This is a genomic window from Bradyrhizobium sp. CCBAU 11361 (genome assembly GCF_028128935.1).
In the GTDB taxonomy this organism is placed as follows: domain Bacteria; phylum Pseudomonadota; class Alphaproteobacteria; order Rhizobiales; family Xanthobacteraceae; genus Bradyrhizobium; species Bradyrhizobium niftali.
Map to the genome: position 1 here is coordinate 399,585 of NZ_LBJZ01000200.1, position 19,090 is coordinate 418,674.

At 65.2% G+C, this 19,090-nt stretch carries 17 protein-coding genes; 7 read left to right on the plus strand and 10 right to left on the minus strand.

From position 1 onward, the window contains the following. Positions 1-5 precede the first annotated feature (5 nt). Complete coding sequence (locus XI08_RS45375) at positions 6-692, plus strand: DUF1345 domain-containing protein (protein WP_135175037.1); 687 nt, start codon at positions 6-8, stop codon at positions 690-692. 54 nt (positions 693-746) lie between these two features. On the opposite strand, the gene XI08_RS45380 is transcribed toward XI08_RS45375, so the two are convergent. Both XI08_RS45380 and XI08_RS45385 read right to left on the minus strand, forming a co-directional pair. Beyond that, positions 747-2,564, minus strand: coding sequence for a caspase family protein (locus XI08_RS45380; RefSeq protein ID WP_271579418.1), 1,818 nt, complete (start codon positions 2,562-2,564; stop codon positions 747-749). 175 nt (positions 2,565-2,739) lie between these two features. After that, entirely contained in the window at positions 2,740-3,168 is a 429-nt protein-coding gene (locus tag XI08_RS45385) for a GFA family protein (RefSeq protein ID WP_271579419.1), read from the minus strand. A 93-nt stretch (positions 3,169-3,261) separates the two neighbouring features. Here XI08_RS45385 and XI08_RS45390 point away from each other — a divergent pair, with 93 nt between their 5' ends. The 3 genes from XI08_RS45390 to XI08_RS45400 all read left to right on the plus strand — a co-directional run bounded on the left by XI08_RS45390 (position 3,262) and on the right by XI08_RS45400 (position 6,319). Next, positions 3,262-3,636 (plus strand): nuclear transport factor 2 family protein, encoded by a 375-nt coding sequence (locus XI08_RS45390; RefSeq protein WP_027542171.1) that lies wholly within the window; start codon positions 3,262-3,264, stop codon positions 3,634-3,636. 169 nt (positions 3,637-3,805) lie between these two features. Then, the gene (bla, locus tag XI08_RS45395; protein WP_271579420.1) at positions 3,806-4,663 is read left to right on the plus strand and encodes a class A beta-lactamase; all 858 of its coding nucleotides are present in this window, start codon (positions 3,806-3,808) and stop codon (positions 4,661-4,663) included. Positions 4,664-4,708: 45 nt separating this feature from the next. Beyond that, positions 4,709-6,319, plus strand: a complete 1,611-nt coding sequence (locus tag XI08_RS45400) for a Na+/H+ antiporter (RefSeq protein WP_271579421.1) — start codon at positions 4,709-4,711, stop codon at positions 6,317-6,319. 214 nt (positions 6,320-6,533) lie between these two features. Here the strand turns inward: XI08_RS45400 and XI08_RS45405 are convergent, their stop codons facing one another. From XI08_RS45405 to XI08_RS45430, 6 genes are all read right to left on the minus strand, one after another. Beyond that, positions 6,534-7,361, minus strand: coding sequence for an N-acetylmuramoyl-L-alanine amidase (locus XI08_RS45405; RefSeq protein ID WP_271579422.1), 828 nt, complete (start codon positions 7,359-7,361; stop codon positions 6,534-6,536). A 3-nt stretch (positions 7,362-7,364) separates the two neighbouring features. Beyond that, positions 7,365-8,702, minus strand: coding sequence for a Rieske 2Fe-2S domain-containing protein (locus tag XI08_RS45410; protein ID WP_271579423.1), 1,338 nt, complete (start codon positions 8,700-8,702; stop codon positions 7,365-7,367). Positions 8,703-8,776: 74 nt separating this feature from the next. Next, positions 8,777-9,673, minus strand: coding sequence for a TauD/TfdA dioxygenase family protein (locus tag XI08_RS45415; protein ID WP_027542166.1), 897 nt, complete (start codon positions 9,671-9,673; stop codon positions 8,777-8,779). 191 nt (positions 9,674-9,864) lie between these two features. After that, entirely contained in the window at positions 9,865-11,148 is a 1,284-nt protein-coding gene (gene ispG / locus XI08_RS45420) for a flavodoxin-dependent (E)-4-hydroxy-3-methylbut-2-enyl-diphosphate synthase (protein WP_271579424.1), read from the minus strand. 12 nt (positions 11,149-11,160) lie between these two features. After that, positions 11,161-12,114, minus strand: coding sequence for a DMT family transporter (locus XI08_RS45425; RefSeq protein WP_011083757.1), 954 nt, complete (start codon positions 12,112-12,114; stop codon positions 11,161-11,163). A gap of 35 nt (positions 12,115-12,149) precedes the next feature. Continuing rightward, positions 12,150-12,644, minus strand: a complete 495-nt coding sequence (locus XI08_RS45430) for a Fur family transcriptional regulator (protein ID WP_271579425.1) — start codon at positions 12,642-12,644, stop codon at positions 12,150-12,152. A 156-nt stretch (positions 12,645-12,800) separates the two neighbouring features. Between XI08_RS45430 and XI08_RS45435 the strand changes: the two genes are divergently transcribed. From XI08_RS45435 to XI08_RS45445, 3 genes are read left to right on the plus strand one after another with little or no spacing between them, the layout of a single operon-like run. Further along, positions 12,801-13,283, plus strand: coding sequence for a MarR family winged helix-turn-helix transcriptional regulator (locus XI08_RS45435; protein WP_027542162.1), 483 nt, complete (start codon positions 12,801-12,803; stop codon positions 13,281-13,283). Next, a complete protein-coding gene (locus XI08_RS45440) occupies positions 13,276-14,439 on the plus strand; it encodes an HlyD family secretion protein (RefSeq protein WP_271579426.1) in 1,164 nt (387 codons plus the stop codon). Before XI08_RS45435 ends, XI08_RS45440 begins: the two co-directional genes overlap by 8 nt. Positions 14,440-14,481: 42 nt before the next feature. After that, on the plus strand, positions 14,482-16,038 hold the full coding sequence (locus tag XI08_RS45445; RefSeq protein WP_271579427.1) for an MDR family MFS transporter: 1,557 nt from the start codon (positions 14,482-14,484) through the stop codon (positions 16,036-16,038). A 74-nt stretch (positions 16,039-16,112) separates the two neighbouring features. Here the strand turns inward: XI08_RS45445 and XI08_RS45450 are convergent, their stop codons facing one another. Next, positions 16,113-17,204 (minus strand): phosphotransferase, encoded by a 1,092-nt coding sequence (locus XI08_RS45450; protein WP_271579428.1) that lies wholly within the window; start codon positions 17,202-17,204, stop codon positions 16,113-16,115. 50 nt (positions 17,205-17,254) lie between these two features. Continuing rightward, positions 17,255-18,946: a methyl-accepting chemotaxis protein gene (locus XI08_RS45455; RefSeq protein ID WP_271579429.1), complete on the minus strand. Its 1,692-nt coding sequence runs from the start codon at positions 18,944-18,946 to the stop codon at positions 17,255-17,257. Positions 18,947-19,090 lie beyond the last annotated feature (144 nt).

The following is a 19,090-nucleotide window of genomic DNA, read 5'->3' on the forward strand; positions in this document are numbered from 1 at the left end:
CTGCGATGACGGGCATCGACAAAGACGATCCCGTCCTCGCGCGCTTCCAAAAAATGTCGCGGCCGATGCGCGTGATTTACGCGCGGCCGCGAACATTCATTTCACTCGGCTTCGGCATTCTGGTGTTTCTGTTGCTGCCCGGCACCCTGCGGCTGGCGACGCGGCTCGTGCTCGGCTGGGATGCGCTGATCGCGGTCTATCTGGTGCTGGTCTACGTGATGATGCTGAACAACGACCACCAGCACATCCGCCGCAACGCAGCGATGCAGGACGACGGCCGCTTCGTGATCCTGCTGGTGACGGCGATCGGCGCGTTCGCGAGCATCGCGGCGATCGTCGCCGAGCTCGGCGCCCATCGCGGCGCCGCAGAGCTGACGATCGCGATCACCACCATCGCGCTGTCATGGGCCGCCGTGCACACCACCTTCGCGCTGCATTACGCCCACGACTATTACCGGCACCCGCCGGGCGGGTTGCAGTTCCCCAGCGGCGACAAGGAAGACCACGCCGACTATTGGGACTTCGTCTATTTCTCCTTCGTGATCGGCATGACCGCGCAGGTCTCCGACGTCGGCATCACCGACAAGACCATCCGCCGCACGGCGACGGCGCACGGCATCGTGTCCTTCATCTACAACACGGCATTGCTGGCGCTGACGGTGAACATCGCGGCAAGCGCGATTGCGACGTGATCCCCCGACATTGTCCCGGCTCCGCCAGGACGATGTCGGGAAGCAGTAGCCTTCTCAGTTGCAGACCTCGGCATTGGCATCGACGTGAGGGCCGCCGCCACCGCGATATACGAGGCGGCAGCCGGGCCTGACCGGCCGGCAGAGGAGATCGTTGCAAAAAATCCGACCGCCGCCGCTCGAGGCGCGACCCGCGCCGGCCGCCGCAGCGGCACCATAGCCGCCCGCCGCACCAGCAGCCGCGCCGCCGGACTGACGACCCTGCCGTGCGGGACGCTCATCGCCGTCGTCGCGCTTGGCCGTCGTCGGCTTGGCCGTTGCGGGCTTGGCGGCACGCTGCTTCTCGCACTCGTTGTCGTCGTTGACCGCATAGCCGTCACGACAGACGATCTTGCTGCATTTGTCGCCGTCGGCCTTGAAACCGTGCTCGCAGACCAGCGGGCAGACGCGCGACGGTTTTGACTTGACCGCATCGAGCGCATCGGTGCTCGCCACCTTCACGTCCAGCTTGGTGCCGGCATAGCGATTGAACTGCGACAGCGACCGCTGCGAGGAGTTATTCCAATTGCCGTCGGCCTGCCCGGAGAAGCAGCCGACGCGGCCGAGCTCGGTCTGCACCGAGCGGCTGAGATCGGCCGGCGCAGTCGCGGGCGTCAGTGACGCGACGTTGGTGCCGGCCGGGCTCGCCGTGCTGGCCGGCGCAGCGGCCGGGGCCGTGGCGGCAAGGTTGACGCGCTGCTGCTCGGCGGCGGCCGCCTGCTGCTGCGCCTGCTCCTTCGCCTTCTGGGCGGCAAGCTGCGCCTGCTCGGCGGCCTTCGCGTCGGCCGCAGCCTTGGCCTGCGCATCCTTCTGCGCACCGAGGGCGGCAAGACGATCGCGCTCGGCCTCGGCCTGCTTGGCCTTCTCGATCGCCGCCGCATGAGCCTGCTCGGCACCGATCTTCTCGAGCTGGAGCTTGGCGAGACTGGAATAGAAGCCGTCGGGATGCTGGGCGAGGAAGGCATCCCATGCCGCCCTGTTGCCGACCTGGAGCGCGAGCTCGTAGTCGCGGCGGATGTCAGCCTGCGGGTTCGCCACAGGCGCCGCTGCAGCCACCACCTTGACCGGCACCAGCGGGACATCGTCGCCGCCGAGCGAGCCATAGACGAACGGCTCCTGCTTGTTGCCGGTCGACTTGAGCACGTCGTCGCGCACGAAGCCGAAGGCACGGCGGACATCGAGGCCCGGCGTCGTCAGGTGCTTAGACAGCGCAACCGTAAAGGGGCTATTGGCGCCGTCGCCGTCCTGCGCCGTGAAGCCAGCCTTGGCCGAATAGGCAATCAGCGTGTTGGGGCTGGTCGGCTCGACCTTGGCGAGGCCCCGGCCGATGCCGCGCGAGGCCACTGTGCGCTTCATGGTCTTGCCGAACGGGTTGTCGCGGCAGGCATCCAGGATCACCAGGCGGAGCAGCTTGGCGGGTTCGACGGCGACCAGGACGCGGTCGAGCGAGAGTGCTTCGTCGTAGACGTCGGTATCGCGCTGGAGCCTGGCGTCAACGGGGATCAGATAGTTGGAGCCTTCGACCTCGATGCCGTGACCGGCATAATAGACCACGGCGATGTCGGCATCGCGGGTCGCGTCCGCGAAGTCGCGCAGCGCGCGCCGCGTATCCAGGGCCGACAAATCGTGCCGGTAATCGACAGTGTCGAAACCGGCATCCTTCAGCGTCTTCGCCATCACCGAACCGTCATTGACAGGGTTGGTGAGTGACGGCGCATGCTGATAGGCCGAATTGGCCAGCACCAGCGCCACGCGCTTTCCGGCAAAAGCAGGTTCGGCGCCGAACAGCAGCGCGAGGGCGAGGAGAAGCGGGCAAAGTCTGAGCAAATTGCGCATGACACGACTTCCGAAAGTTCAGGACCATTCGAGCCCTTTGGGATCGTTCTAGCAAGCTCCAGCGCCGGTGCTCGTGATGGTGGTCACCAAGGCGGCGCCGACGACAGACCGAATGCCCCCTCTGGTTTGCCGCGCAAGCGCCGTCCCGGTTCGCTGAGGCGTAGGTTGGGTTCCCTCATCCATCCCCGACGTGCCCCCGATATTGCGGCAGATCGTCCGTAATCTCATGCCAGGGCGCCTTCGAGCCGACGAAAATATGGGCGCTCGGCCGGATCGAGGGGGCATCGACCAGGGTTCCCATGGCGACATGGACCCATTTTCCGTCGCGCACCCGGGAATAAAGCAGCGAGCCGCAACGGGCGCAGTGGGCGTCATGGGTGGTGTCGTCCCCGAAAATGATCCGCTGGTCGTCACCCCGGACGATGCGGAGCTTCTCTTGCGGAATGCCGGCGAACGGCTTGAAAGCGGAGCCGGTGGTGCGACGGCAGTTCGAACAATGGCAGTTCATTGCGTAAGAGAATTGGTCCGCTACCTCGTAGCGCACGGCGCGGCAATAGCATTCGCCGGTGAGAATACGAGCGTTCGAGTTTTCTGATCCGGTCATGGCAACGCCTGCGCGCAAATGGCTGACACACCCATAGCGCATTTTGATGCGTACGACTAAATTCCCCCGAGCCATCATTCAAAGGGATGACCCATGAGCCAGAATCGGTCGAGCGTCGAAGCCGTCGTGCAAAGCTATTTTGACGGGCTCTACGAGGGCGACGCCGACAAACTCGGCGCCATCTTCCATCCCTCCGCCGATCTGCGCTGGGTCGAGAAGGGTGAATTACAGGTACTGACCGTGCCGGATTGGCTCGACCGCGTGCGCAAGCGTCCCTCCGGCAAGGCCGAAGGCAAGCCGCGCGAGGATTTCATCGTCACCATCGACCGTTCGGACGACAAGACCGCCTTCATCAAGGTCCGGTGCCAGCTGCCGCCACGGTTCTTCACCGACTACCTGGTGGCGATGAAGCTCGCCGACGGCTGGCAGATCGTATCGAAATCGTACCGGTATGACCTGAGGGAGTGAGATCTCGACCTTCCGCTACCCGAAATCGGGTGCACTCGCTTCCCATCCTCCGTAATTGCGAGCCAACGGGGCCGCGCTGCGCGCGGACCTGTTGGCTCGCAATGACGACGTGGGAACATCCCGCGCGACATTCCCTTCCCCCTTATTCCATCTCGTCCATAGGTCCCCCATGCATCTCGACCGCCGCTCCCTGCTCGCCTCGCTGTGCTGGATGGCCGCTTCTCCCGCGCTTGCCGCCGCCGCGCCGCCTGAGCTCGAGGCCTATGAGCGCGAAAGCGGCGGACGGATCGGGCTCTATGCGGAGAACCTTGCGACCGGCGCGAAGATCGCCTGGCGCGCCGACGAGCGGTTCGTCATGTGCTCGACGTTCAAGGCCTCACTTGCGGCCTGCGTGCTGGCGCGGGTCGACCGCGGCCAGGAGCAACTCGCGGCCACGATCCCTTACGGCCAGGCCGACCTGCTGAGCTATGCGCCTGTTGCCAAGCAAAATCTCGCGGCCGGCAAGATGTCGGTCGCCGAGATGTGCAAGGCGATCGTCGAGCTCAGCGACAACACCTGCGCCAATCTGCTGCTGGCGCGGATCGGCGGGCCGGCCGCCCTCACCGCGTTCTGGCGATCGCTTGGTGACACCACCTCACGGATCGACCACAACGAGCCTGAGGTCAATCGCTCCGCGCCCGGCGATCCCCACGACACCACGACGCCGGCAGCGATGGCCGGCAATCTGCGGCGGCTGGTGACGGGCGAAGCGCTGTCGCCGGCGTCACGTGCCCAGCTCACCGAATGGATGGTGGGCTGCAAGACCGGCGCGAACCGGCTGCGCGGTGGCCTGCCTGCAAGCTGGACCATCGGCGACAAGACCGGCAACAACGGCAAGGACGCATCGGGCGATATCGCAGTCGCCTGGGCCAAGCCGGACACGCCGATCCTGATCGCGGCCTACACCCAGGGCGGCTCGCCGACTGGCCCGCAGATCGAGGCCGCGTTCGCGCGCATCGGACGCATGGTGGCAGGGCGCCTGGCGTAAGGCCGCCGCATTGACCTCTTGGCCGCTTCCGGGCGAAGACAGGCCATGATCGCAGCGAAATTCCAGACCTTCCTCATCCTGCTCGCCGTGCTGGCTGGCACCGCGCTCGTCGCCCGCCGTTTCAACATCGCGCCTGCGATCTTGCTGATGCTGTCCGGCGTCGGCCTCGCCTTCGTGCCGGGCATGCCACCGGTGGAACTGCCGCCGGAGCTGGTGCTGCTGATGGTGCTGCCGCCGCTGATCTACTCGGCGAGCGTCGCCATGAGCTGGCGCGAGTTCCGGAACAATCTGCGCCCAATTGTGCTGCTCGCGGTCGGCGCGGTGATCTTCACCGCGGCGATGGTGGCGGCCGCCACGCATTATTTGATCGGCCTGCCATGGACCATCGGCTTCCTGCTCGGGGCCATCGTCGCGCCGCCCGACGTGGTGGCGCCGCTCGCGATCGCGCGACGGCTCAACATACCGCGCCGCCTCCTGGTCATACTCGAAGGCGAAGGGCTCGCGAATGACGCCACCGCACTGATCCTCTACCGCTTTGCGCTCGCCGCCATCATGGTCGGCCATTTATCGCTGCCGCTGGCGGCCGGCGAGTTTGCCCTCATCGTCGCCGGCGAGATCGCCTTCGGCATCGGCGTCGGCTGGCTCTCGCTGCGCTTCCGCAAATGGGCGAAGGATCAGCAGGTCGAGCTCACGCTGTCGCTGATCACGCCTTACGTCTCCTACTGGCTGCCCGAGCATGTCGGCGGCTCCGGCGTGATCGCCACCGTCGCCTGCGGGCTCTATGTGAGCTGGAACGGCCCGCTGCTGATCTCCTCGGCGACGCGCCTGCAAGGCATCTTCTTCTGGGACCTCATCATCTATCTGATCGAGGGCTTGCTGTTCCTGCTCACCGGCTTCCAGATGCGCGCGCTCTACGAGAAATCGAAGGCGTTCCCGCTCGACGACATCCTCATCGCGACCGCCGTCGTGCTGACGATCATTGTGACCGCGCGCTTCGCCTGGCTCTATCCCGCGACCTATCTGCCGCGGATCTTCTCCAAATCATTGCGCAAGCGCGACCCGTCGCCGCCATGGCAATGGCCGTTCGTGCTCGCCTTCACCGGCGTGCGCGGCGCGGTGTCGCTGGCGGCGGCGCTGGCGCTGCCGTTCACGCTGCCGGGCGGCGAGGCCTTTCCGTATCGCGACCTGATCCTGTTCGTCGCCTTCGGCGTCATCTTCGTCACGCTGATCGGCGTCGGACTGACGCTGCCGCCGGTGGTGCGCTGGCTCGGCGTCGCTGAAGCCGGCCGCAACGAGCATGTCGCCGAGCATGAGGCGGAGATCACGGCGCGGCGCCAAGCGCTCGACGCCGCGCTGAAGTCGCTCGACGCTCTGGCCGAGGGAAAGGAGGTCTCGGATGAAGTGATGAGGCTTCTGCGCGCCCGCCACGAGATCCGCGCCAACCAGCTTCCCGATTCCCTCGATCCCGCGCACCACGACGTCTCCGCCGCCGGCACCGCGCTGACTCGCCAGCTGATCGTCGCCGAACGCAAATTCATCCACGACCTCCTGCGCGACGGCCAGATCACCGACGAGACGCGGCGCCGGATCGAGCGCGATCTGGATCTGGAGGAGGCGAGTTTGGCGAACCGGGAGTATCGGGGCGTGCCGCTGTAGGCACACTGTCGTCCCGGACAAGCGAAGCGCAGATCCGGGCCCCCATAACCACAGGCAGTGGTTTGACGAAGACTCGTGGTTATCGGCATCGCGCCACAACTGCTCCCTGGGGTTATGGGTCCCGGCGTTCGCCGGGACGACGGCGGAGCGATTGGTCAGCGTCATCACCTCGTTATTACGCTCGCAATGACGCTTACTGAACCGGCTGCGCAAACTACCGCCTCCCGCAAAACTCCCCCATTGCCGCCGCGACGGCTCCCGCGATCAGCTCCTGCCGCTCCAGGGAGTTCATCGCCATCTCCTCGTCGCGGTTGATGATCGAGCCGGCTTCGAGCAGCACCGCGGCGCTGTTCGTTCGCGACAGCACGACGAGCCCGTCATAACGGTAGACACCGAGATCCTTGTCGAGCAATTGGCGCCGATAGCGGCCCATCACCGGCAATGTGTATTGGCTGGCATAGTGCAGGCCCTGCTCTTTCAACTGCCGGCCGATCATCCGGGCCAGCAACAGGCTGGTGGTGAAGTGCGAATTGCGTTCGGATACGAACAGCGAATGGCCTGAAAACCGATCGCTGAAATAACTCATCGCGCCGTCGAATTCCCAGGTCTCGAGCAGCTTGTCCGGCACCGAGTCGTGATGGATCGACAGCAGGAGATCGGCCCGACCGTCATTCGCGGCACTGACGCGCTTGAACAGACTCGGCCGCGCCTTGCCGTCCGTGACGAGCAGGCGGGTTGCGGCAAAGCCCTGGTCCCTGAGTTTCGCCGTGATCAGTCGTCCGAGCCGGAAATTGAAGCCGAACTCCGGATCATTGCGCGCGCTCAGCGCGCCGTAGGAGTCCGGGGTGTGCCCGACATCCACGACGATCCGGAATTTCGGCATTTCACATCTGGCCGATGGCGCCGGCGGCTTCGGCCTGAACTTGGGCCCGGGCTTCGCCATTGTTCGCGCGGCAGCGGCATGTCCGCGCTCAACGGGGGCCAGCGACGACAGCAGGGTCGACGCGACCAATCCAGCGATGATGCTGCGCAACTGCCCCAAGCGCTACTCCGCTGCCGCGACCTTGGGACGGCCGACGAAGCCTGCGGCGTCGCCAAAACGTTCCAGCATCACCGCCGGCAGGTCCTTGGCCTTGCTGGCGACGCAGGCGCCGGAGCGCACCGCGTAGCGATCCTGGTGTGCGGCCTGCGGCGGCGGCTCGCCCTGCTGAAGCGCGCGCGCCAGCTCCATCACGACTTTCCGGAAATGCATGATGCCGAGATCGGTCGGGCCGAGATGCTCCCGGGTACGGTCGGCGATCGGGCCCTGGCTGTCCTGCACGGCGGCGTCCTGCTCGGAGACGCCCTTGATGCCGGTGTAGCTCCTGGTCTTCTGGAGCTTGCGGTCGATCAGGTAATCGTTTCCCTTGTGGCGCAACGGCACGTAATTGTCGTCGACCTCCGCGATCACGCCGTTGCCGCGATCGAACGCGTCGCGTTCGGCTTGCGTCAGCGGCCGCACGGGATTCCAGGCATAGGTGTAGATCCAGCAATTGGTGTCGGTGACGGGCACGAAGGTCTGGCCGAAGATGTTCTCACCCGGCATCGCGCTCGGCGCGTAGGCGTGGAACGGCATCAGGAACTGCGCGATCCGCCAATAGATGTTGTCGCTGCCGGTGAGCCGGCCACCGGCGATCGTCAGCCCCGCCTCGTGCGGACTAACCTTGATCACCGGGCGCGGATCCTCGGCGATCCAGCGCATGTGATCGGTGCTGACGCGGACAAGCGGATTCACAAAGTGCTTCTTGATGTCCAGAATCTCGTCCTCTTCCTTGTCGAAGGAGAGATGGGCGAAGGTGAAATGCGCGGTGTCGATCGAACCCTCCAGCGCCTGCACCCAGTTGCAGTCCTGCCATTTCTTGCTGACGTAACGATGCGAGGCCGGCAGCAGCGCCATTTCGAGATCGGGCAGCTCGGGCATGGCGTCCGCCGGGCCCATATAGGCCCAGATCATCTCGCCCCATTCGCGCGCCGGATAGGACTTGATGCGGATGAGATCCTTGGCGTTGAGATCGGGATAGGAGGTCGGCATGTCCAAGCAGCGACCATCGGTATCGAACTTCCAGCCGTGATAGACGCAGCGAATGCCGCATTCCTCGTTACGCCCCAGCCACAGATTGGCGCCGCGATGCGGACAGTATTGATCGATGACACCGACAACGCCGCGCGAATCGCGGAAGGCGAGCAGCTCCTCGCCGAGCACGACGATCTTTTTGGGCTCGCTGTCGGGCTCGGGCAGTTCTTCGGACAGCAGGACGGGAATCCAGAAGCGGCGCAACAGCTCGCCCATGCCCGTTCCCGGACCGGCCTCGGTCAGGAATTTGTTATCCTCGGCGCGGAGCATTGCGGATCCTCCCGATTTGTTTTTTTGGGAAGATTGGCGCGGGAGGGGGAGGACGTCAACGCAAGAAGCGGCGCCTACACCGGCCGCTCCCCCTTCACCGTCACGCGGGTACCCGAGCGCGTGTGCGGCCAGTAGTCCCACATCGCGCGGTGCTGGGTGCAGCGGTTGTCCCAGAAGGCGATGGCGTTCTCGGTCCAGCGGAAGCGGCACTGGAACAGCGGGTTCTCGGCGTGCTGGTAGAGATAGGCGAGCATCGCGTCGCTCTCGTCGCGCGGGATGCCGTTGATGTGGCGGGTGAAGCCGCGGTTGACGTAGAGCGCCTTCCTAGCCGTGACCGGATGCGTGCGCACCACCGGATGCTCCGCGTTCGGATAGGACGGACGATCGGCGACGCCATAATTGGCATAGAGACCGCGATAGATCGGCTCGCCGTCATGCAGCGCGGTCAGACCGTCGAGATAGGCCTTCATCCGATCCGACAGCGCCTCATAGGCCGCATACATGTTGGCGAACAGCGTGTCGCCGCCGCGTGGCGGACACTGCTTGATGTAGAGGATCGAGCCCATCGGCGGCTCGAGGTCGCAGGACACGTCGGAGTGCCAGCCTTCGCCATTGGCGCGCGGCGAGTTCTTGTCGGCGTAGATCTTCATCAGCGCTGGGTCTTCGTCCTCGTGCGGCGCGGCGGGATGGAAATGCAGCTCGCCGAACTTGCGGCCGAAGGCGAGATGCTGCTGTGGCGTGATGTGCTGGTCGCGGAAGAAGATGACGAGGTTTTCCGCGAGCGCGCGGTGAACCTCATCCATCTGCCGGTTGGAACGGCCATCGCCATCGACGAGCTTGCCGATGTCGACGCCGGATATTTCGGCGCCGATGATCGGTGTGAGCTTTTCGACCGCGATCGTTTCGTAAGGCGCGCCGTCTTCGGCCATGTGACGGTAGCGCGGGCCCTGCTTGCCGGCGAGTGAGCTCATGGCGTGTCTCCCGATCGTTTTGATTGAAGACATCGTAGCCCGGATGGAGCGAAGCGCAATCCGGGAACGGTCGCCCCGCGTTCGGCAGGGCCCCGGATTTCGCTGCGCTCCATCCGGGCTACGGTCGCGCAAAAAAATAAGGCGGGTTACGCTTCGCGAACCCGCCTTACGATTCCAATGTTTGGGGACGCCTACTCCGCCGCAGTCACCGGCACCTTCGCGCCCTGGCCGTAGCGCTGGTCGATGTAGTCGATCACCAGTGCCTTGAAGTCGGCGGAGATGGTCGGGCCGCGCAGCGTGCGGAACTTCTTGCCGTCGACGAAAACAGGCGCGGCCGGCGCTTCGCCGGTGCCGGGCAAGGAGATGCCGATATTGGCGTGCTTGGATTCGCCGGGGCCGTTGACGATGCAGCCCATCACCGCGACGTTGAGCTCTTCCACACCCGGATATTTCGTCTTCCAGGCCGGCATCTCGTCGCGGATGAAATCCTGGATCGAGCGCGCCAGCTCCTGGAACGTGGTCGAGGTCGTGCGGCCGCAGCCGGGGCACGCCGCAACCAGCGGCACGAAGGTGCGGAAGCCCATGGTCTGCAAGAGCTCCTGGCCGACCTGCACCTCACGGGTGCGGTCGCCGCCGGGCTCCGGCGTCAGCGAAATGCGGATGGTGTCGCCGATGCCCTGCTGCAGCAGGATGCCGAGCGCGGCCGAGGAGGCGACGATGCCCTTCGAGCCCATGCCGGCCTCGGTGAGACCGAGATGGATGGCGTAGTCGGAGCGCGACGCGAGGTCCTGGTAGACCGCGATGAGGTCCTGCACCGCCGAGACCTTTGCGGATAGGATGATGCGGTCCTTCGGCATGCCGAGCTCTTCGGCACGCGCGGCCGAGAGCAGCGCCGACTGCACCATGGCCTCGCGCGTCACCGCGCGCACGTCGCGCGGATTGGCGGAGGCGGCGTTCTCGTCCATCAGCTTGGTCAGCAGCTCCTGGTCGAGCGAGCCCCAATTGGCGCCGATGCGGACCGGCTTGCCGTTCTTGTTCGCGATCTCGATGATGTCGGCGAACTGGGTGTCGCGCTTGTCCTTGAAGCCGACATTGCCGGGATTGATGCGGTACTTGGCGAGCGCCTCGGCGCAGGCCGGATAGGCTGCGAGCAGCTTGTGGCCGATATAATGGAAGTCGCCGATCAAGGGCGTGGTGATGCCGCGTTTGGCGAGGCCGTCACGGATGTGCGGGACGGCGGCTGCGGCCTCCTCGCGGTCCACGGTGATGCGGACCATTTCGGAGCCGGCGCGCGCGAGCGCTGCGACCTGGGCGATGGTGCCGTCGATATCGGCGGTGTCGGTGTTGGTCATCGACTGCACGACGATCGGCGCCCCGCCGCCTACGGCGACGTCTCCGACCTTGACCTGGGTGGTCCGGTGCCGGGGCGCCGGGCCCGCGATGTCTGAATCGATGGTGTTCTCGAGCTTGTTCATGGGGTCCAAATATCAGGTTTTGGTGACGTTCAGCAATGCATCGCGCGGCGCCGCAGCCGTTTGGCTGGGACGGTTAACCAGAAAAAGCCCAGCAATTACAAGGACCGCGGCGGCCCCGAACGTCAGGCTCAAGGTGTCGTGCATGATGAAATAGCTACCCACCACGCCAAACAAAGGGGTGATGAAGGTAAAAGCAGACAATTTGCTGGCCGAATAGGCCTTCACCAGCGCGAACCAAAGCGTGAACGTGGTTCCCACCACCCAGATCGCCTGGAAAGCCATCAGGGCGAGGGACAGCGGCGCCGGCGTGTGGGTGATGGATTCGCCGAACAGCCAGGCCGCCAGGCCCAGGATCGGGATCGAGGTTGCAACCTGGTAGCCCAGCGCCTTCTCCGGCGCGGCGAAGCGCAGCCGCGTGCCCTTGGCGACCAGGGTGGTTGCCGCCCACAGCGCGGCACCGCCGACGATCATGAGGTCGCCGAGCAGCACCTTGGCATCGACATCCGGCTGGGGCACGCCGATGGCGAGCGCGACGCCGGCAAAGCTCACCGCGAGTCCCAGCCATTGCGTGCCGCCGAGCCGTTCGCCGAGCACCTGGTAGGAGCCGAGCGCGACGAAGAACGGCGCGGTGTAAAGAAACACCACGGCCCGGGACGCCGGCGTGAGGCGCAGGCCCTGGAAGATCAGCACGAACTCGATGCCGAACATCAGCCCGGCGATCAGGCCGGGCTTCCAGGTCCCGTCCTTCTCGAAGAATTTGACGCCACGCAGCGTGCCGATGATGAACAGCACCGGCAGCGCGCCCATCGAGCGGATCATCGCCTGGAGCATCGGCGGGATGTCCGGCAGCACCAGCTTCACCGCGATCTGGTTGAAACCCCAGGTCAGGCACAGCATCAGCATCAGGGCGATGGCGCCGGCACTGAGGGGGCGCCCGGCGGACGGTATGGCTTGAGGTGAGGACATTTCTTCCCGAATACCGGCTTGGCGCCGTTGTTGCTTTATGCAGTTTTCTGACAATGAGTGCAGACGCCCGTGATCTCCACCACGGACAATTTGGGGGCGAAGCCTGAGCTGCGCGCGGCGGCGTTGATATCCTTGGCGAAGGACGCTGACGGGATCTCGCCGACCAGGCCGCAGCGCTCGCAGATCAGGAAAGCCACCGCCGAGGTCGCATCGTGGTCGTGGGCGGCGCAGGCGAGATAAGCGTTGCGGCTTTCGATGCGGTGCACGAGGCCGTTCGCCATCAAGAAATCGAGAGCACGGTAGACCGTGATCGGCGCCGGCCGCGGCATCGACTTGGCGAGTTCGTCGATCACCTCATAGGCGCCGAGCGGCCGGTGGCTGGAGAGCAGCGCCCCGAGCACTTGGCGGCGAATCGGCGTGAATTTCTGCGCGCGCTGCTCGCAGACCTCCTCGGCATGCGCCAGCGCGTCCGCAGTGCAGCGGCCGTGATCGTGGTCGGGCGCGGGAAATGCCGGCTTTGCGAGGGTCATTTGGCCTGCCTTCTAGCATTTCGGCGAGGGAACCCAAAGCACGACCGGCGAACGGCGGTCAGCCATGCTCTTGCTGCGGGACAGCGTCCCGTTACCCCGCCATGAAAAAATCATAAGCTTGCTTATAGTATCCCAAGCTTATAGGAGACCAAGCTCATGAGCCGCGGGCCCGTGGACCAGAACTTCCTGTTTACGCTCGCCGAGCTCTATCGCCTGCTGCGTGTCTACGCCGACAAGGAGGCGTCGCGCTTCGGCATCACCCGCGCGCAATGGGCGGTGCTGGCCAAGGTCGAGCGCAGCGAGGGCATGAAGCAGTCGGAGCTCGCCGAGCTCCTCGAGGTGCAGCCGATCACGCTGACGCGCCTGATCGACAAGCTCTGCGACAATGACTGGATCGAGCGCCGCAATGACGCCTCGGACCGGCGCGTCAAGCGCCTCTACCTGAGGAAGGCCGGCCGGCAATTGCTCGGCAAGATGAGCGGGCTCAGGTCCGAAATCACCGCCAACGCGCTCGACGGCATCAATCCGGCGGACGCTCACCGTCTCCTCACCCAACTCGAAGCAATCAAGGAAAACGTGCGTACCGCGATCCAGACATCCGGAGCGGAACAAGCGCGTAAGGAGCAGCGCTATGGCTGATCAAGTCATCAAGTTCCCGCCGGAGCAGAAGAGCGACAGCGGCAAGCCCACCAAGAAGGCCGGCACCGACCCGCGCCGCCGCCTGATCGCCGGCCTGCGCCGTTATCGCCGCTTCCTGCTCCTGGTCGTGCTGCCGATCGTCGTCGCCATTGCCGGCTTGGCCTTCTATCTGAACGGCGGCCGCTATGTCGGCACCGATGACGCCTATGTCGGCGCGCAGAAGGTGCTGGTGACGCCCGACATCTCCGGCAAAATCGAGAAGGTCGTCGTCAGGGAAGGTCAGCTCGTCAAGCAGGGCGATGAGCTGTTCGAGATCGATCCCGTGCCGTTCCGCCTCGCGGTGGACGAGGCCAGGGCGCAGCTCGCGCAGGCGCAGTCGACCTATGACAATCTCCGCGCCAACATCAAGATCTACGGCGACATGCTTAATCTCGCCCAGCAGGGCGTCGACCTCAAGCAGCGCGACGTCGAGCGCAAGCAGGCGCTGGTCAAGAACAGCTACGGCTCGCAGCTCGACCTCGACAACGCGGCGAACGCGCTGGTCACATCAGGCTCGATCGCGCAATACGTCAAGCAGCAGATCTCGACGGCCAAGACGCAGCTGCTCGGCGATACCGACCTGCCGCTGGAGAAATTCCCGCCCTACGCGCAGGCCAAGTCCAAGCTCGACAACGCCGAGCGCAATCTCGATCACGCCGTGGTGCGGGCGCCGATGGGCGGCGTCGCGACGCAGGTCGAGCAGATCCAGCTCGGCCGCTATGTCAGCGCCGGCACGCCGGTGTTCTCCATCATCGACATCGCCCATCCCTGGGTCGACGCCAATCCGAAGGAAAGCGACCTCACCTACGTCACCGAAGGCCAGCCTGTTACCCTCGAGGTCGACGCGTTCCCGAGCCACGTCTTCAAGGGCAAGATCGGCTCGCTCTCGCCCGGCACCGGTGCGCAATTCGCGATCCTGCCGCCGCAGAACGCCACCGGCAATTTCGTCAAGGTGGTGCAGCGCGTGCCGATCCGCATCTATTTCGACGAGACCGACAAATACGTGCGGAAGCTGAAAGCCGGCATGAGCGTCTACGCCACCATCGACACCGGACATCGGCGCTCGCTCGCCGGCCTGCTCGGCCTGTCGGCGACCGCGGGCCAGGACAAAGACTAAGCCCAAAGACTAAGCCAAAGACCAAGAACAAGGACTGATCCGATGTCCGGCCCCAATGCCAGCCTGATGGTCCCCGGCCTGCGCCGGAACATGGTGACGATCTGCGCCATGACCGCGACCATCATGCAGGCGCTGGACACCACCATCGCCAACGTCGCCCTGCCCTACATGCAGGGCACGCTGTCGGCCTCGCAGGACCAGATCAACTGGGTGTTGACCTCCTACATCGTCGCCGCCGCGATCATGACGGCGCCGGTGGGCTGGATCGCCAACCGCTTCGGCCGCAAGCGCATCTTCATCATCTGCTCGGCCGGCTTCACCATGGCCTCGGTGCTGTGCGGCCTCGCGCAGGACATCAACCAGATGGTGCTGTTCCGCCTGCTGCAGGGCGTGTTCGGCGCGGCGCTGGTGCCGCTGTCGCAGTCGGTGATGCTCGACTATTACACGCTCCAGGAACGCGCCAAGGCGATGTCGATCTGGGGCATGGGCGTGATGATGGGCCCGATCATGGGGCCCTCGCTGGGGGCCTGGCTCACCGAGACCTATTCCTGGCACTGGGTGTTCTTCGTCAATCTGCCGTTCGGCGCCATCACCGTGCTCGGGCTGATCATCTTCATGGACGAGACCAGGAAGGATATCAGCCTCAAATTCGACTGGTTCGGCTTCGCCGCGCTGGCGGTCGCGATCGGCTCGCTTCAGCTCGCGCTCGACCGCGGCGAGCAACTGGGCTGGCTCGAATCCAACGAGATCGTCGCGGAGTTCATCGTCTCCGCCGTCGCGTTCTACTTCTTCGTCGCGCACTCCTTCACGACGTCGACGCCGTTCATCCGCTTCGCGCTGTTCAAGGATCGCAATTTCGTCACCGGCTGCATGTTCATGGTCGTGATGGGGCTCGTGCTGTTCTCGACCATGGCGCTTGCCTCGCCCTACATGCAGAACGTGATCGGCTACCCCATCATCACCGCCGGCCTGCTGCTGGCAAGCCGCGGCTTCGGCACCTTCTTCGCCATGATGCTGGTCGGCCGCATGATGCGCTATTTCGAGGCGCGCACCCTGATCATCTCAGGCCTGACGCTGACCGCGGGCTCGCTGTTCCAGATGACCGGCTGGACCGACCTCACCCAGGTGCCGGAGATCGTGACGGTCAGCGTCATCCAGGGCTTTGGCTTCGGCCTCGTCTTCGTGCCGCTCTCGACGGTGGCGTTCCTGACCCTGTCGAACGAGCTGCGTACCGACGGCACCGCGATGCTGACCCTGATGCGCAACGTCGCGAGTTCGGTCGGCATTTCCGTCGTCATCGCCCAGCTGACGCAGGGAACGCGCCGGACCTATGCGATCCTCTCCGAGCACATCAACCCGTTCAACCACGCGCTCCAGATGCCCGACGTCAGCGGCCTCATCAATCTCTCCACCGATGCCGGCCGCGCCATGGCCGACAGGATGGTCAGCGTGCAGGCGCAGATCATCGCCTTCGCGCACGACTATATGCTGGTGATGGTCTTCATCCTCTGCACCATCCCGCTCGCTTTGCTGATCGGCTCGACCAAGGCCACGCTGCGCAAGCAGGCCGCGGGGCCGGAACATGCGGTGATGGAGTAGGTGGCTCTGCGGAGCACGCTACGCTGTCGTTGGGAGTTGAGCCGGAGCATCAATCTCCGAATCTGTGGGGCGAGTTACCCCAACAATTCCTCACACCCCAAATCCTCGACCGCGATCATCACCCGCTCCAGATTGTTCCACCAGATCAACGGCGGGATGTTGATGCTCCACTGCCAGACCGGCCTGGTGATGTGCCAGAGCACCGACCAGCGGTAGTCGCGATCGAGCGCACCGCGCGTGTAGCCGGTGATGCCGCTCTCAATCAGCGTGTCGTGGTAGAGATTGAGCAGCGAGCGTTCGAGCGCCTGCCGGCGTTCCGGATACCAATGCATGGCCATCATATAGGCGAGGTCGTTGGTCGGAACGTTGATACTCCACAGATCAAAATCGAAGATGCGCACGGTGTCTGCGACGCCGGCGCGGGGCAGCATGAAATTCCAGATATGGGCGTCGCCGTGGGTGATGCTGAGGTGCCGGCGTGAATGGTAGCGCTGGGACAGGCGGTCCGACTGATCGATGAGACGACGATAGAGGATGCGCCGCTCCTCGCTGAGGCGATCCCCGAGCAGGTCGGCGAAGCGGTCATAATGGCCCGCAAACGTCTCCATGTGTTGCGCGCTGTCCTCGGTGCTCGCCCAGGTGCCGGCGGTGTCGCCAAGTCCGGGATGGTCCCACCACGCCGCGTGCCAGCGTGCGAGGGTCGTAACGATCGCAACCGCCTGATCGCGCGATGGCGGCAGCGGCCAAGCCGTCGCGATTTCGTGGCTGTCGGTGAGGTCCTCGAGCAGAAGATGCCAAGTGAGGCTGCCCTCGTCGAAATGTCCGTCGAAGCAGCGGGGCGCGAGTCCCGGCGGCATTTTCGGTGCGAGCTGGGTGTAGAAGGCCACTTCGTGCCGGCCGCCATTTGCCAGCGTCTGCGCGAATGCGGAATTGGCAGTCTTCAGGATCAGCGATTGCGGGGCACCGGCGGATTCTCCGACATAGCGCAGGCCAAGGCGGATGATGTGTGACACGACGGTGTCACGCTGATGCAGCACCTTCACCTCGCGGACGGCGCCAGCGTCCAGCACGCCGCCCCTGCGTAGCGCGGCCGTCAGTTGGGCGGGCTCAACGACCGCCGGCAGTTGTGGAGGTGTCATAGCCACGATGCCCCTGCCCCGCGCCATCCTGCACGATCACAATCCCGGGCACCAGCGGGGGGACCTGGCGCCCGGCTTCAGGCCGCAGCCGTCGAGTCGCGCACGGTCCGGACCACGACCGACCGCAGCTGTTCGAGATTGGACGCCATGCCGGCGATCGCCTGCCTGACCTCGCCGGCGCGCTCGTTCACGGAGGCGGCGTCGCGGCTGACATTGCCGATCTTGGCCGAGACCTCCTTCGCGGCGGACGCCGATTCGGAAATCGACCGCGCGATCTCCCGCGTCGCGGCGTCCTGCTGTTCCATCGCGGCGGCAACCGAGGTCGCTACACCGTCGATCTCGACGATGTGGCCCCCCATCGTCTCGACGGCATCGACCGCGGCCTGCGTCGAGGCCTGGATCTCGGCAATCAGCCGCCCGATCTCCTCGGTGGACTTGGCGGTCTGGTCGGACAGGGATTTCACTTCGGCGGCGACCACCGCGAAGCCGCGGCCGGCCTCGCCGGCACGCGCCGCCTCGATCGTGGCGTTGAGCGCCAGCAGGTTGGTCTGGCCGGCGATGCCGCCGATGAGGTCGGAGACCTCGGCAATCTTCTTCACCGATCCCGCCAACGCCTGAATGGTCGAACGCGCCTGCTCGCGGCCGGCAACGGCCGATCTGGTGACCGTGCTGGTCCGCGCGACCTGGCCCGCGATCTCGCGGATCGAGGCGCTCAGTTCTTCGGCCGCGGCCGAAACGGTCTGGGAGCTGCCGAGTGCCTGGGTGGAGGCGGCGGCCACCGCCTGCGACTCCGAGGACAGCGATCGCGCGATCTCGGACAGGCTGGAGACGGCCCGCTCGACGCCCTGGCTCGCCGCACTCGCGGTGTCGACCGAGCGCCCGGTCTCGCACTCGACGGTCTCGGCCATCTGGTGCAGGGCGCCGCGCTTGGCGCGCGCGGCCTCCTGCTCCTTCTGCAACTGCTCCTCGCGCAGCCGCGTATTCTCGATCGCGGCCTGCTTGAACACCAGAAGCGCGCCCGCCATCGAGCCGACCTCGTCCTGACGGTGGGCAAACGGAATGTCGGCGGCGATATCGCCGGTCGCGAGCTTTTGCATCGTATCCGTCATGCGCACGATCGGGCGCACCACGCCGAGGGCAACGCCGAGCAGCCCGGCGGCAATGAAGGCCAGGACGGCGGCGGTCACGCCGAGGAGGATGTAGAGGATCGAGCTGTCGCGCTCCGCGGCCAGCTTCTCCATGTCGGCATTCTGCTTGTTGGCGCTCTCGACGATGCTGTCGATGACGGCGCGATGCGCGGTGTAGGCGTCCTTGAGCTGCGCGTAGGCGCGTTCGGCGGCAGCCATGTCCTTGGCCTTGAGGGCCGGCAGGAACTGGTCCGACAGGAGCTTCCAGAACTTCTGCACCTCGGCATCGGACTTTGACACCAGCGCCGTCTTCAGGTCGGCCGAGAGGCTGGAAGCGATCCAGAATGCCTTGCGCTCGTCGTAATCCTTGCGGAGCTGGACCAGGCGCTCGCCATGGGCCGCCAGCTGGTCCGGCTCGCGCATGGCGAGGGTCGCCTCGAGATAGGCCTCGATGACATATTCCGGGGGCGGCAGGACGTCCGCGATGAGGTCGTTGCCGAGCTTGATGTCGGAATAGAGCGGCCCGCCGACCTTGAGCTCGCGCAGGGCGTAGAGGCTGGTGGAAACGACCGCCGTGAAGCCGATGGCGAGCACGATCCCGAATGCAATGACCGCAGAAGAAAGGGAGAGACGAATTTTCATGGAACAATCCAATGCCGCTGGTCGAAATCCGAATGGACCCTAAACAATTGCGGTAAACACGGGATTGCTTCGCGCGGAAATTGTATCCCGCGGACACCGGAAAATTACGGGAATTGAACGTCGAACGGCCGGTTTTGAGTCGGC

Bases quoted from the DNA above. Each gene is read 5' to 3' on its own strand.
- XI08_RS45375 (WP_135175037.1), top strand. From the start codon at position 6: ATGACGGGCATCGACAAAGACGATCCCGTCCTCGCGCGCTTCCAAAAA.
- XI08_RS45380 (WP_271579418.1), bottom strand. From the start codon at position 2,564: ATGCGCAATTTGCTCAGACTTTGCCCGCTTCTCCTCGCCCTCGCGCTG.
- XI08_RS45385 (WP_271579419.1), bottom strand. From the start codon at position 3,168: ATGACCGGATCAGAAAACTCGAACGCTCGTATTCTCACCGGCGAATGC.
- XI08_RS45390 (WP_027542171.1), top strand. From the start codon at position 3,262: ATGAGCCAGAATCGGTCGAGCGTCGAAGCCGTCGTGCAAAGCTATTTT.
- bla (WP_271579420.1), top strand. From the start codon at position 3,806: ATGCATCTCGACCGCCGCTCCCTGCTCGCCTCGCTGTGCTGGATGGCC.
- XI08_RS45400 (WP_271579421.1), top strand. From the start codon at position 4,709: ATGATCGCAGCGAAATTCCAGACCTTCCTCATCCTGCTCGCCGTGCTG.
- XI08_RS45410 (WP_271579423.1), bottom strand. From the start codon at position 8,702: ATGCTCCGCGCCGAGGATAACAAATTCCTGACCGAGGCCGGTCCGGGA.
- XI08_RS45415 (WP_027542166.1), bottom strand. From the start codon at position 9,673: ATGAGCTCACTCGCCGGCAAGCAGGGCCCGCGCTACCGTCACATGGCC.
- ispG (WP_271579424.1), bottom strand. From the start codon at position 11,148: ATGAACAAGCTCGAGAACACCATCGATTCAGACATCGCGGGCCCGGCG.
- XI08_RS45425 (WP_011083757.1), bottom strand. From the start codon at position 12,114: ATGTCCTCACCTCAAGCCATACCGTCCGCCGGGCGCCCCCTCAGTGCC.
- XI08_RS45430 (WP_271579425.1), bottom strand. From the start codon at position 12,644: ATGACCCTCGCAAAGCCGGCATTTCCCGCGCCCGACCACGATCACGGC.
- XI08_RS45435 (WP_027542162.1), top strand. From the start codon at position 12,801: ATGAGCCGCGGGCCCGTGGACCAGAACTTCCTGTTTACGCTCGCCGAG.
- XI08_RS45440 (WP_271579426.1), top strand. From the start codon at position 13,276: ATGGCTGATCAAGTCATCAAGTTCCCGCCGGAGCAGAAGAGCGACAGC.
- XI08_RS45445 (WP_271579427.1), top strand. From the start codon at position 14,482: ATGTCCGGCCCCAATGCCAGCCTGATGGTCCCCGGCCTGCGCCGGAAC.
- XI08_RS45450 (WP_271579428.1), bottom strand. From the start codon at position 17,204: ATGGCGCGGGGCAGGGGCATCGTGGCTATGACACCTCCACAACTGCCG.
- XI08_RS45455 (WP_271579429.1), bottom strand. From the start codon at position 18,946: ATGAAAATTCGTCTCTCCCTTTCTTCTGCGGTCATTGCATTCGGGATC.